This window comes from Pseudomonas putida, from assembly GCF_030159595.1.
Lineage (GTDB): Bacteria > Pseudomonadota > Gammaproteobacteria > Pseudomonadales > Pseudomonadaceae > Aquipseudomonas > Aquipseudomonas putida_AC.
The window spans coordinates 167,092-179,511 of the sequence record NZ_BSKJ01000004.1 but is presented as its reverse complement, the minus strand read 5'-3'; the positions used below and the strand labels follow the sequence as shown (position 1 = coordinate 179,511).

General features: G+C 60.0%; 16 protein-coding genes. 6 read left to right on the top strand and 10 right to left on the bottom strand.

Annotated elements, in window-relative coordinates; genetic code table 11:
- Positions 1 to 30 precede the first annotated feature (30 nt).
- Positions 31 to 762 (bottom strand): SDR family oxidoreductase, encoded by a 732-nt coding sequence (locus tag QQL85_RS10730; protein WP_284353757.1) that lies wholly within the window; start codon positions 760 to 762, stop codon positions 31 to 33.
- Positions 763 to 851: 89 nt separating this feature from the next.
- Between QQL85_RS10730 and QQL85_RS10725 the strand changes: the two genes are divergently transcribed.
- Positions 852 to 1,415 (top strand): TetR/AcrR family transcriptional regulator, encoded by a 564-nt coding sequence (locus QQL85_RS10725; RefSeq protein ID WP_284353758.1) that lies wholly within the window; start codon positions 852 to 854, stop codon positions 1,413 to 1,415.
- Positions 1,402 to 2,013 (top strand): eCIS core domain-containing protein, encoded by a 612-nt coding sequence (locus QQL85_RS10720; RefSeq protein ID WP_284353759.1) that lies wholly within the window; start codon positions 1,402 to 1,404, stop codon positions 2,011 to 2,013. Before QQL85_RS10725 ends, QQL85_RS10720 begins: the two co-directional genes overlap by 14 nt.
- A 112-nt stretch (positions 2,014 to 2,125) precedes the next feature.
- On the opposite strand, the gene QQL85_RS10715 is transcribed toward QQL85_RS10720, so the two are convergent.
- Complete coding sequence (locus QQL85_RS10715) at positions 2,126 to 3,118, bottom strand: bile acid:sodium symporter family protein (RefSeq protein WP_434482129.1); 993 nt, start codon at positions 3,116 to 3,118, stop codon at positions 2,126 to 2,128.
- Between the two features lie 119 nt (positions 3,119 to 3,237).
- Between QQL85_RS10715 and ampC the strand changes: the two genes are divergently transcribed.
- The gene (gene ampC / locus QQL85_RS10710) at positions 3,238 to 4,380 is read left to right on the top strand and encodes a class C beta-lactamase (protein WP_284353761.1); all 1,143 of its coding nucleotides are present in this window, start codon (positions 3,238 to 3,240) and stop codon (positions 4,378 to 4,380) included.
- Between the two features lie 300 nt (positions 4,381 to 4,680).
- On the top strand, positions 4,681 to 5,013 hold the full coding sequence (locus QQL85_RS10705) for a hypothetical protein (RefSeq protein ID WP_284353762.1): 333 nt from the start codon (positions 4,681 to 4,683) through the stop codon (positions 5,011 to 5,013).
- A 46-nt stretch (positions 5,014 to 5,059) separates the two neighbouring features.
- Here QQL85_RS10705 and QQL85_RS10700 read toward each other — a convergent pair whose 3' ends face one another.
- From QQL85_RS10700 to QQL85_RS10685, 4 genes are all read right to left on the bottom strand, one after another.
- Positions 5,060 to 5,371, bottom strand: coding sequence for a hypothetical protein (locus QQL85_RS10700; protein ID WP_284353763.1), 312 nt, complete (start codon positions 5,369 to 5,371; stop codon positions 5,060 to 5,062).
- 142 nt (positions 5,372 to 5,513) lie between these two features.
- Positions 5,514 to 5,702, bottom strand: a complete 189-nt coding sequence (locus tag QQL85_RS10695; RefSeq protein WP_003253897.1) for a hypothetical protein — start codon at positions 5,700 to 5,702, stop codon at positions 5,514 to 5,516.
- A gap of 138 nt (positions 5,703 to 5,840) precedes the next feature.
- Positions 5,841 to 6,161: a YbjQ family protein gene (locus QQL85_RS10690; protein ID WP_008098148.1), complete on the bottom strand. Its 321-nt coding sequence runs from the start codon at positions 6,159 to 6,161 to the stop codon at positions 5,841 to 5,843.
- Between the two features lie 69 nt (positions 6,162 to 6,230).
- The gene (locus QQL85_RS10685) at positions 6,231 to 7,115 is read right to left on the bottom strand and encodes an EamA family transporter (RefSeq protein WP_284353764.1); all 885 of its coding nucleotides are present in this window, start codon (positions 7,113 to 7,115) and stop codon (positions 6,231 to 6,233) included.
- Between the two features lie 256 nt (positions 7,116 to 7,371).
- On the opposite strand from QQL85_RS10685, the gene QQL85_RS10680 reads away from it, so the two are divergent.
- The gene (locus QQL85_RS10680; protein WP_284353765.1) at positions 7,372 to 8,574 is read left to right on the top strand and encodes an NAD(P)/FAD-dependent oxidoreductase; all 1,203 of its coding nucleotides are present in this window, start codon (positions 7,372 to 7,374) and stop codon (positions 8,572 to 8,574) included.
- 43 nt (positions 8,575 to 8,617) lie between these two features.
- Here the strand turns inward: QQL85_RS10680 and QQL85_RS10675 are convergent, their stop codons facing one another.
- Together QQL85_RS10675 and QQL85_RS10670 are read right to left on the bottom strand one after the other, a co-directional pair.
- Positions 8,618 to 9,229: an FMN-dependent NADH-azoreductase gene (locus QQL85_RS10675; protein WP_046616615.1), complete on the bottom strand. Its 612-nt coding sequence runs from the start codon at positions 9,227 to 9,229 to the stop codon at positions 8,618 to 8,620.
- A 205-nt stretch (positions 9,230 to 9,434) separates the two neighbouring features.
- Positions 9,435 to 10,328 (bottom strand): LysR family transcriptional regulator, encoded by an 894-nt coding sequence (locus QQL85_RS10670; RefSeq protein ID WP_284353766.1) that lies wholly within the window; start codon positions 10,326 to 10,328, stop codon positions 9,435 to 9,437.
- 122 nt (positions 10,329 to 10,450) lie between these two features.
- Between QQL85_RS10670 and QQL85_RS10665 the strand changes: the two genes are divergently transcribed.
- On the top strand, positions 10,451 to 11,299 hold the full coding sequence (locus tag QQL85_RS10665) for a nitroreductase family protein (RefSeq protein WP_284353767.1): 849 nt from the start codon (positions 10,451 to 10,453) through the stop codon (positions 11,297 to 11,299).
- 91 nt (positions 11,300 to 11,390) lie between these two features.
- Here QQL85_RS10665 and QQL85_RS10660 read toward each other — a convergent pair whose 3' ends face one another.
- Positions 11,391 to 12,089: an aspartate/glutamate racemase family protein gene (locus QQL85_RS10660; RefSeq protein ID WP_284353768.1), complete on the bottom strand. Its 699-nt coding sequence runs from the start codon at positions 12,087 to 12,089 to the stop codon at positions 11,391 to 11,393.
- A complete protein-coding gene (locus QQL85_RS10655; protein ID WP_284353769.1) occupies positions 12,089 to 12,376 on the bottom strand; it encodes a hypothetical protein in 288 nt (95 codons plus the stop codon). Before QQL85_RS10655 ends, QQL85_RS10660 begins: the two co-directional genes overlap by 1 nt.
- Positions 12,377 to 12,420: the final 44 nt, after the last annotated feature.

Genomic DNA, 12,420 nt, shown 5'->3' with positions numbered 1-12,420 from the left:
GGGTCTCGGTCCTTGCTTGGTGAGAGGGGCTTACCAGCGTTCCATCCAGGGGCGCAGGTCCAGTTCGAATGTCCAGGCGTCACGCGGTTGGGCGTGCAAGAACCAGTAGCTGTCGGCAATGTGCGCCGGGGCGAGGATGCCATCCTGGTCCTTGAGGGCATAGCGCTCGGGAAAGCTGTCGCGGATGAAGGCGGTGTCGATGGCCCCGTCCACCACCACATGCGCGACATGGATATTCCGCGGCCCCAGTTCGCGAGCCATGCTCTGGGCCAGGGCACGCAAGCCGTGCTTTGCCCCGGCGAAAGCCGCGAAACCTGCCGCACCACGGGTGCCTGCGGTGGCACCCGTGAACAGGATAGTGCCGCGCTCACGCTGGACCATGCGCCGGGCAACCGCTTGAGCGGTGAGAAAACCGGCAAAGCAGGCCATTTCCCAGATCTTGAAGTACTTGCGCGGGGTCTCCTCAAGAATACTGCAAGGCACATTGGCACCGATATTGAAAACAAAAGCGTCGATCGGGCCGATATCGCGTTCGATGGTCTCTACCAACGCCGCCACCTCATCCTCTTTGCGTGCATCGGAGCCAAAACCGTGCGCCTGGCCGCCCGCGGCGCGTATTTCATCCAGCAGCGGTTGCAGCTTTTCCGCCTGGCGCCGGGTCACGCATGCGACATAGCCCTCCCGGGCGAAGCGCTTGGCAATCTCGCCCCCGGTGGCGTCGCCCGCACCGATCACCAGCACTACTTTTTGTTGTTCTGCCATGCTCGCCTCCATTGGTGAATGATCGTTTAGTAAACGAACGCTATGTTAAGATCACGGTCATCGTCAAGCCCGCCCGCAGAGGCATGTGAATGCGCTATTCCAATGAACATAAACAGCAAACCCGCGAGCGGCTGCTGGCCAGCAGCGGCGCGCTGGCCAAGCGTGGTGGCTTTTCCAGCACCGGCGTGGCCGGGCTGATGAAAGCGATCGGCCTGACCGGCGGCGCCTTCTACAACCACTTCCCGTCAAAAGACGACCTGTTCACTGAAGTGGTGCACCAGGAGCTGTGCAACAGCCCTTTGGCACGCCTGGCCAATTCGGGCGCAAGCCGCGAGCGGCTTGGCCGCTGCCTGCAGCAGTACCTGAGCCTGGCCCACCTGCACAATGCCGAGGGTGGCTGCCCACTGCCGCCGCTGGGGGTGGAAATTGCCCGGGCCGGAGCACCGGTACGTGAAGTGGCCGAGCACTGGCTGGTCGAACTGCACCAGGCCTGGAGCACGACCCTGGAGGATGAGCAATTGGCGTGGGTACTGATCAGCCAATGCGTCGGTGCGTTGATGGTCGGGCGCATGCTAGCCACTGAACACGTTCAGTCGCAGGTGCTGGACGCAAGCCGCCAGTTTGTCGAAAAGGCCCTGCATGAAGCGGATTAGCCTGCTGCTAGGCGTCACGCTGGCGCTGCCTGTGCTTGCCGAACAAGCGTGCCCACCCGGGCAATATCAAGTGTGCCTGATGGGGTGTTTTTGTGCGCCGATAGACCCTGGGCAGGCCGGCCAGATTCTCAAGGATGTGGAGGTCATGGCGTCGTCCAGCCTGACGTTCGCCTTGCGCCAGGCCAGGGATGAGGCCACCGCCGAAGGCGTCGAGCCAATCCCGCTGCATATCCGGGCGCAACTCGAGCCCTGGTACGACTTTGCCGTGCTCGACGCAGCGCGCTTCCGGGTGGGTGATGAACAACAGATGAGCGCAGCCAATGCGTTGCTGCAAAACCCTGACGTGAACGCTGTGACGCTGATCGACACGATCATCTTCCGCCGGGCCGCAGATGCCGAAGATGCCGAAGATGCCGAAGATAACGTGGCCCTGTGGGCACATGAGCTCAAGCATGTGCAGCAGTATCAGGAACTGGGCGTGGATGAGTTCGCCCGGCGCTATACGCGCAATTACGACGACCTGGAGGGGCCGGCCTACAAGATCGAGGCCGAGGTGGGCAAGGCACTGCGCGAACGCGCTTCAGGCCAAGCCAGGTAGGAATGGGGCTGCTTTGCAGCCCATCGCCGGCAAGCCAGCGCCCACAGGACGCTCACAGGCCTGAGCCCTGTGCAGTTCCTGTGGGCGCTGGCTTGCCGGCGATAGGGCCCTGTCAGGACGCCACCGAAGCCTCTTCAGTTGCTAGCTCTCGGCTGGCATAACGCTGCGCCAGCACCGCGCAGACCATCAGCTGGATCTGATGGAACAGCATCAGCGGCAAGATCATCGCACCAATGCCACTGCCCACGAACAGCACCTGGGCCATCGGCACGCCGGTCGCCAGGCTCTTCTTGGAGCCGGCGAACAGGATGGTGATACGGTCTTCCAGGTCAAAGCCCAGCACCTTGCCAAGCAGGCGGGTGCCGAACAGCACCACCGCCAACAAAATCCCGCACACCGCGAACAACCCTGCCAAGTGCTGCGGCGACACCGTGTGCCACAACCCGGTCACCACGGCCTCACTGAAAGCTGTGTAGACCACCAGCAAAATCGAGCCCTGGTCCACAACCTTCAGCCAGCGCGCGTTGCGCTTGACCCAGGCACCAATCCAGCGCCGTGCAACCTGCCCAGCTACGAAGGGCACCAGCAGTTGCAGTGTGATCTTCAGCACGGCATCCAGACCTGAGCCGGTGTCGCCACTGGCGCCCAGCAACATCATCACCAGCAACGGTGTCAGGAAGATGCCCAGCAAGCTGGACGCTGCCGCACTGCAAATGGCCGCCGGCACATTGCCACGCGCCAGCGAGGTAAAGGCAATGGCTGACTGCACGGTAGCCGGCAGGGCGCACAAGTACAGAACGCCCAGGTACAGCTCGTTGCCCACCAGCGGAACGAACAGCGGTTTGAACGCCAGGCCCAGCAATGGGAACAGCACGAAGGTGCAGGAGAACACCAGCAGATGCAGGCGCCAGTGCCCGGCTCCGGCGATGATCGCCTCGCGCGACAGTTTGGCGCCATGCAGGAAGAACAACAGGCCGATGGCCAGGTTGGTCAGCCAGCCAAAATACACCGCGCCGTCGCCCGAGCAAGGCAGCACGCTGGCGATAAGCACCACCCCGAGCAAGGCCAGGGTGAAATTGTCGAATAACATGCGCAAATACTTCATCACTGTGTCCATCTTGTCATTGTGCAAGGGGGGACGATAAGGTCTTTGGTTTCTCGCCGCTAACGCCGGAACGCCCAGCGGTATCGCTCAACGGACATGCTCCACAAAAGGCCCCCTCCATGCCCCTCTCCCGCCTGACCGCGCTTGCGGCCTCCATTACCCTCACCTTGGGCCATGCCAGCGCCCAGGCCGACGACCAGCTGCAAGCCAAGGTAGACCGCATCATCCGTCCACTGATGCAGGCGCAAGGCATCAGCGGCATGGCGGTGGCGATCTACGCACGCGACCACGCGCACTACTTCAGCTACGGCGTTGCCAGCAAGGCCGAGAACGTGCCGGTTAGCCGAGACACGCTGTTTGAGATCGGCTCACTGAGCAAGACCTACACGGCCACCCTGGCCGCACTGGCCAGTGCCGAGGGCCAACTGGACTTCGAGGCCCCGGCCAAGCGCTATCACCCGGCACTGGGCGGATCCCCTATCGGTAACGCGACCGTACTGGAATTGGGTGCTTACAGCGCCGACTGCCTGCCGTTGCAGTTCCCGGACGACGTGCAGACGCCGCAGCAGGTAGTCGATTTCTTCCGCCATTGGCAGCCTCGTGCCAAACCAGGCACCCAACGTTGCTACTCAAACCCTAGCCTGGGCTTGTTCGGCGACCTTGCAGCCCGCGCACAGCATCAACCGTTCGCCACGCTGATGACCGATGGCCTGCTGCCGAAGATGGGCCTGGAAAACACCTACCTGCACGTCCCGGCCAGTGCCCAAGGGCTTTATGCCCAGGGCTACGACGCCACCGACAAACCGGTGCGCGTCGGCCCTGGCCCTTACGCCGACGAGGCTTACGGCATCAAGACCAGTGCCAGCGACCTGCTGCGCTATGTGCGCCTGCACATGCAGCCGCAGGGCCTGCCACCGGCACTGGCGTCAGCCACCGCCATCACCCAACAGGGCTACTTCCAGGTCGGCGCCATGACGCAGGGGCTGGGCTGGGAGCGCTACCCCTACCCGGTAACGCTGGCCACGCTGGTCGATGGCAACAGCCCGCGGCTGATCCGTGAACCGCAAGCCACCACACGCTTGCAACCGACCCTGCCCGCCCAGCCGGCTGCGTGGTACAACAAGACCGGTTCAACCAACGGTTTTGGTGCCTACGCCGCGTTCGTGCCTTCCGAACAGCTGGCTGTCGTGTTGCTGGCCAATCGAAACTACCCGAACGAAGCGCGGGTGCGCGCCGCCTTCGAGATACTGTCCGGACTGTAGTGCGAGCAGCGATTGTCGAACAAAACGACAGAAATGTAGTGCCAGAAAATATTCACTACAAAATGGTTGACGCCGTTCATCGCCCTTGTGCATGATGAAGCCGTCTCCCCGATCGGGAGCGGTGGCAAGGGTGTTCCAGACGGCCTGCGCGGTAACGCAGGCCGTCCGTGGAGAGGGAAACTGTCCAAAAGGCAGCGTGAGAAAGCCCCTGTTGCGATGCTGCTGTAGCAGCCTTGGTAGTGCGCTACACCGTGTAGCGCCAACTGTGAAAATCACCTACGAATGGGTAATGGGGGCTTTATGATGAACTTGAACAACAATCCGACTATCGACCAATTGGCCCAGCTGTTCGCCGTACGCAAAGACAGCCTTGACGACCACCTGCTGTGGGTCAGCCAAACCGGTGAAGTGCGCCTCGACCGCCTGCCACCTAACACCATCGAAGATGAATTTGAAGAGCACCTGCCCAGCATGCGTGCCCGCTTCAAGGTCTACCGCCGTGGCCAAGGCTACGTTGGCAAGAAGGCCGCCGCCGACACCGAGTTCGTTGGCCGCGTGCTGCAGACCCTGCAACAAGAATGGCCCGCTGCCCGTGAGCAGCAGGCAGTCAAGGTGATCGAACCGCTTAACTGAGGGTTCCCGCCTTTACCTGAGCCCGGCCCACTTTGGCCGGGCTTTTTCATGCATGGCGCAGCTGGTTGCGGGTTTCTGGCAAGGGCAAGGCACCGGTTGCCATCGCCCGGGCACGGTCGACGCCCCACACCAGGGCGCGGGTCATGGTCTCACCCGGCCGTGTTGGGTAGTACTCCTCCAGCAAAGCGCGCCCATCTTCAGCGTACAACCCCAAAAACAACTGGGTAGCCCCCAGACGTGACAGGCGCACCTGCACATCCAGCGTGGTGCCATCACTGAGGGCTTCATCGTGGCTGCGGCTGTGCAGCTGTGCGTCGGCCCATTGCCAATAGGTCTGTTCCCTGACTCGCATGAGCATTCAATCCTCCGTTACTGGAATGCCCCGCCAGAAAACCACAACCTCGGCCAGCCGGCGAGTGCTACCCGGCAATGCCATGAGGCGGATCAACAAAGCGCAATAAAAACCCCGCCATTCGGCGGGGTCATGTACTGGGGCGGGATCACTTCTTCAGCGGAACCCGCGGCATGAAGCGGCCTTTTTTGCTGCGCTGCAGGTGTGCAGGCTGGAGCTGTTCGGAATCATCCAGCGTCATGTGGGCGAACCCCAGGCGGAAGGCCGCCTGGCCGCAACGCACCTGGCTGTTGATCGGGAACGCATCGTTCAGGTCTTCGAAAAAGGATTCGCTCATGCCCTGTCTCCCTCCAGTGGCGGTCACGTCGGCAACCAGAAGAGCTGCCCAGGAAACGCGGCCTGTGAAAATGAGACTAGCTGGTCATTTGCGGACCGCCCGGACAAGATCCCGGCAGCCGACCAGTGGCAGAGCGCTCTACTTCAAGCGCACTGCCGTACCGGTGGCAAATACCACGACCATGCCGCCCTGTACCGACGGCATGCTGATCTCGAAATCCACACCCACTACTGCATCGGCGTGCAACTGCCGTGCCCGTGCCTTGAGTTCTTCGGTGGCCTGCTCGCGCGCCTCGCGCAGCGCGCTCTCCAGGGTTTGCGAACGGCCGCCGAAGAAATCGCGAAAGCGTGCAAAGAAATCACGCACGAAGTTGATGCCCTGCACTGATTCGGAGCTGACCACGCCCAGGTATTCGGCAATCGGGCGGCCTTCAAGCTGGCTGGTGGTGGAAATGATCATGGGTGCGCTCCGCTGGCCTGGCAAAAGAGGCCGATTCTAACAGAGCGCAGTCCAGCAGATGGATGGGCTTTACGCGTTGGCCGCGCGCAAGCGCAGGCCAAGCCGAGCGCCAAACACGTTCACCAGCAACCCGGCCATGACCAGCAATGCGCCCCAGCCCTGGATGGCGGTCAGCCGCTCGCCCAACAGCAATGCCGACGAACTCAAGCCAATCACCGGCACCAGCAACGAGAACGGCGCCACCTTGCCCGCTGGGTGGCGTGACAACAGTGTGCTCCACAAGCTGTAACCAAGCATGGTGGCGACAAAGGCCAGGTACACCAACGCCAGCACCGAGCTCCAGCTGATGTTGACCAAGGCATGGCCAATGCGCTCAGGGCCTTCCAGCCACCAGGACAACGCCAGAAACGGCAATGGCGGGATCAGCCCGCCCCAGATAACCAGCGCCACCAGGTCAACCGAACCAAACCGCCGGGTGATGATATTGCCCAAGCCCCACATCGCACCGCCGCACAGGGTCAGCACCAGCGCCAGCAGGGGCACATGGCCGCCGTCTTCACTGCCAATCAGTGCCAGGCCGCAGGCCGCTACAAGCAGCCCCAGCACGCTGGCCAGGCGCAGCCGTTCACCAAGGAACAACGCAGCGAAACCGAGGGTGAAGAAGGCTTGCGACTGCAGGATCAACGAGGCCAGCCCTGGCGGCATGCCGCTGTACATGGCCTGGAACAGGAACGCGAACTGGCCCAGCGAAATGGTCGCACCGTAGGCGATCAACCAGCGCCACGGCAGTTTGGGCCGCTTGACCAGCAAGATCGCCGGGAACGCCACCAACAAGAAGCGCAATGCCCCCAGCAACATCGGCGGCAAGCCCTCGAGGCCAACCTTGATGACCACGAAGTTGACTCCCCAGGCGACAATCACCACCAGGGCGATCAGCAGGTCCTTGAGCGGCATTGCGGCTTCCTTCTTCAGGCTTTCTAGACATATTTCGTTACAGCATAAGGCTATTCCTTCGGCAGGGACCAGCACAGTTGTGGCCAAGGGTTGCGCAACAGTGCCACTGTTACTGTGCGAAGTGCGAATGCGGTCCGTCTTGGTAAACCAGGTGATCACACCGCCAACATTCTGAAGCACTCCTGCAGGCGCTCGTAACACCGTTGACCCGCAACACGGTCTACCTTGTTAACCGAACTTGAAAAGGAGCGAAAACATGAAGCAGATCCTGATCATCGGCGCAGGCTTTGCCGGCCTGTGGAGCGCACTCAGCGCCATCCGCCAGCTTGACCTCAGCGCCAGCAAGGACATCGAGGTTACCTTGCTCGCGCCCCAGGCCGAGTTGCAGGTGCGCCCACGCTTCTACGAACCAGACGTACACACAATGGCCGCGCCACTGCAAGCGTTGTTCGATGCGGTCAACGTCCGCTTCGTGCAAGGCACGGCATTCCACATAGATGAAGCCGCCCGGCGGGTCAGCTACCGCACCCCCAGCGGCACCCAGTGCGCCCTGCCCTACGACCGCCTGATCATGGCCTGCGGCAGTGTGCTCAACCGGCCTGACATGGTCGGCATCGAGCACGTCTTCGATGTCGACAAGATCGACAGCGCCGCACGCCTGGAAGCCCATCTGAAATCACTGGCCAACAAGCCCGACACACCGGCACGCAACACCGTGGTAGTGGCCGGGGGCGGCTTTACCGGCATCGAGACTGCAACCGAACTGCCAGCACGGCTACGCAACATCCTTGGTGAAGACGCAGCGTTACGCGTGGTAGTGGTCGACCGCGCTGCAAATATCGGTGCAGCCTTGGGCGAAGGCATTCGCCCAGCCATCGAACAGGCATCCGAGGCGTTAGGCGTGGAATGGATCTGCGGTGCCACGGTGGCCTCGGTAGACCCTGCCGGCGTGCTGCTGGACAACGGTCAGCGCATCGATGCCAGTACGGTGGTTTGGACGGTGGGATTCAAGGCCAACCCGCTCACCGGGCAGATCAGCGGCGAGCGCGACCGCCAGGGCCGCTTGCATGTGAATGGCAACCTGAAGGTCAAGGGTAATGATGCGGTATATGCGGCCGGTGATGTGGCCTACGCCGCCTGCGATGAGCTTGGCAACTACGCGGTGATGTCCTGCCAGCACGCGATTCCACTGGGGCGCTATGCGGGCAACAATGCAGCGGCCGAACTGATTGGCGTGGCACCGATGACGTACAGCCAACCCAAGTATGTGACCTGCCTGGACCTGGGCGCCTGGGGCGCGGTGTATACCGAAGGGTGGGAGCGTACGGTGGCGCCGCCGGAGGACAAGGCCGAGGCCAAAGCGCTTAAATCGCAGATCAACTCGATGTGGATCTACCCGCCAGCGGCTGATCGTGCAGCAGCCTTGGCGGCGGCCGATCCGAGTATTCAGGTCGCCTGACGGCTTGCCGGCAATGGGGCCCTGACGGGCCCCGGGTTTACCATCAGGCAGCTGCAAACAGCTCGTTGGCAATCTGCGCTTGTGCAGCGTCAATTGCCTGGCTGCGCTGCTCCGGGCCATAGGCCAGGCCATGGGCGCGGACAATTTCCAGGTCAGTGACACCGATAAAGCCCAGGAACACTTTCAGGAAGTCTTCATGCCCAGCGCCTGTCGGCTGGCCTGCGTGCAGACCACCGGCGGTGGAAACCAACACCACTTTCTTGTTGCCGCACAGGCCTTCCGGGCCCGCTTCGGTGTAGCGGAAGGTCTTGCCAGCAACGGCCACGCGGTCGATCCAGGCCTTGAGCTGGGTCGGCACGGTGAAGTTGTACATCGGCGCGCCAATGACCACAGCATCAGCGGCCAGGAATTCTTCCAGGGTTTCTGCGCTCAGCTTGGCTTCGAACGCCTGGGCAGCATCGCGCATGTCTTCCGGGGTACCAGCAGCAACCAAAGTGGCGGCGGAAAAGTGGGCGATGGCGTCAGCGGCCAGGTCACGGTAAACCACTTCTACGCTCGGGTCGGCGGCTTTCCAGGCCTCGACCACTTCACGGCTCAGTTGGCGGGAGGCGGAATTGTCGCCCAGGATGCTCGAATCGATGTGCAACAGTTTCATGGGACTCTCCTGTGATTGAAGACCGCGCCAGTGGGCGATCACGATGGAGAGAATCCTACCGGGGAGATCAATAGCTGATAAGGAGGCAAAAATGCGTTAGTTTGTCCTATTGGTGGAACAGTGAGACATGCCCATGCAAGACTTCAACGCGTTCCTAGACGAACCACTTACCCCCGCCCGATTTTGATCAAAGCCCCTCTCCTCGTCATGGATGCTCGGAAAGACGCTCAACGATCCAATCAACGAACAAGCGCACGCGAGCATTCAACTGTTTGTTTGGGGGGTAAATGACCGAGATTGGGATATTGGCGTTGGTGTGATCTTCGAGGATCGGGACGAGCGCTCCTGTCTCAAAAAGATGAGCCGCTACAGTGGCATGTGTCTGTCCAATACCAAGACCATTCACCAACATACTAATCTGACTGGCACTGTCATTCGCAGCGACATCGTAACGAGAGATGAGGTGTTCTCCTCCGCGCTTGCGAAAACGTAAAGGCCAGACCTCACCGTTCGAGGCACTGAAGTAACCGACGAGCAAGTGATTGTCCAGGTCTGATGGGGTTGCTGGTATACCGTATTGCTCCAGATAACCTGGACTCGCGCAGGTCACCAGTTTGTCCTTGAAAAGAGTCTTCGCCACCAACGAGGAATCTGCTAACTGACCAGCACGAATCACGCAGTCGACACCTTCCTCAATCAGATTCACAGGGCGGTCACTGATCCCGAGCGCCAATTGGATCTGAGGGTGACGCCCCCTGAACTCGCTCAACAGTGGAATCAAAATGAATTGAGCCAGCGACGAATGCATATCGACGCGAAGCCTTCCACGAGAAGCAGCCCCCATATCACGCAGGTTGATCTCAGCTTCGTCTAGTCGAGCAACCAATTGGCTGACCTTTCGATAATACTCAGCCCCCTCCATCGTCAGCGTGACCGCGCGAGTAGTGCGCTGCAACAGCTTGGTGCCGAGGTGTTGCTCAAGCTCTTGCAAAGCCTTGCTCACGGAGGAGCGTGGCATGCCCAAATGAGCCGCCGCCTTGGTGAATGAGCGAGTCTCCACGATCCGTTGGAATGCGCGAATTGACGTTAAATGATCCATCTCCAGATATTATTCCTATCACATTGATTGTCCACACAGGTGAATTATGTAGTCGGCTTTTGGTGGATTATCTTGGCCTTTTAGAGCGCTATTCTGTGGCCACTCTTACTAGGAGACCTCAGATGACTGAGCTTAATCACGCACAAGCTGACTTGGTTCAGCAACGCTATGGTAACCAGGTCAAACCTGAAAAAATCATCATGACCCCCGTCGTTGAGGCCATGTTGCGTCACAAGTCAGTCCGGACGTTCCTTCCAGACGCGCTGCCTGAAGGTACCATCGAGACGATGGTGGCTGCCGCTCAGTCTGCCTCCACCTCCTCCGCTCTCAACCAGTGGAGCTTGGTAGCAGTCACTGATGTGGCCCTCAAAAAAGAAATTCATGACACCCTTGCTCGTGAAGTGAAAGTTGACCGTATCCCCTGGATCCTGGAAGCACCGGCACTTCTCCTCTGGATCGCAGACGCTTCTCGCTCGGCAGGCATTACCCGCGAGCTGGGTGATGATCCGTTCGTTCTGGATTACCTCGACTCGTTCCTGATGGCATCTGTCGACGCCACACTTGCGGCGCAAAATGCTTCGTTGGCAGCCGAGTCGATGGGTCTGGGTATCGTGTTCTTAGGGGTCATGCGCAACATTGCCAAGGATCTTGCCGATATCATCAACCTGCCAGAGCACGCTTTCGTGAGCTTCGGCATGGCTCTGGGTCATCCTGATCCAGGCCGCACCAGTGCGATCCGCCCACGCCCTGCTCAACCTTTAGTTCTGCACTACAACCGTTACAACCAAGAAGGCTACCGTGACTACATGGACGGCTATGAGCAGGCAAGCCAAGACTTCCGCACGCAGCAGAAAATGACACCGAAGACCTGGAAAGGGGCTCTGCACAACTCCATGACCAGTATGGAATACATGGGTGGCCGTAAAGACCTCCGCGACATGGTCATCGAAAAAGGGTTCAAGCTCCTTTGATGTAACTGCATCCCTCTTAGGCTCGGTGCTTTTACAGGCCGAGCCGTTTTCTTCCAGGCCTAGGCAGCTGCACATTTTTTAGGGGCTTTCCCTAGAGGAGATCACGGTTTTGATCGCCCTCCCCCAAGATATGACGGAGCTTCCTGACCGCACTCTCTGGAGTGGTTAGCACGGGCCTATCGGTAAGGCTCATGCAGCGCGACGCCGCTGTGGTCATAGAAAATTGAGCAAGACAAATCACGTCTGCGTCGGCGATCGAGGCAATTTTTTCACTCACCAATTGGTCATGCCTCGCTATATCGCCAGCCTGGAGCGCTGCCATAGCTGCCGGCGCAGAGGCAGATTGGACACGAACCTTCAGCTGGCAGCGCTCAGCTGCCTCCATGATTTCCTCTGTGATGGAACTGATAGATGGCGCAAATGTGGCCAAGAGCGCAATTCGCGAGCCATAACTCAAGGCTTCCTCTAGCATGGCTTCATTAGGTTTAAGCACCGGAATAGAGAGGGCGGCTTTGCACAAATCTATGGCGCCTCCGAAAGCAGAGCAGGTGAACAGGATTGCATCTGCCCCTGCAGATTGCGCATAACGCGCAAGGCTCAAGAAGCGTCCCTCCAACGCAGGTGTAACGCGGCCTGCGACACTCACGTCCCTGGAGAGTGAATCCTCCAGTAGATTGCAGAGCTCCGCCTCAGGCCAAAGGCGAGCAAATGCATCGGTGATTGGAGGCACCGCCAAGGGCGTTGCATGAATTAGGAAAATACGTTTTCGGCCTACAGCATTCGCGCTCATCAACATTCCTCGCTCAAAATCACAATGCAATCCTCGTCGACAAAAATCATGTCGCCGGGCTGTATGAGCTGACCTGCAAATCTGATGCTCAATCCGATCTGCCCTTCATCACGCTTCACCGACTTGATCGGGATGACCCCAAGCGCTCTGATGCCAAGCGGCAATGTCTTCAGCACACCCTTATCGCGAACAAATCCGTTTACCAACACACCCGCCCAACCCTGATCAGCGAGGGCTTTGGCCCTTGTACCCACTCGGTCGCATAAATCCGTGGTTTTTTCGCTCATTGGGCAGCTCTGGTTTTGTCAGTGGAAAATCAAATCTTGCACAT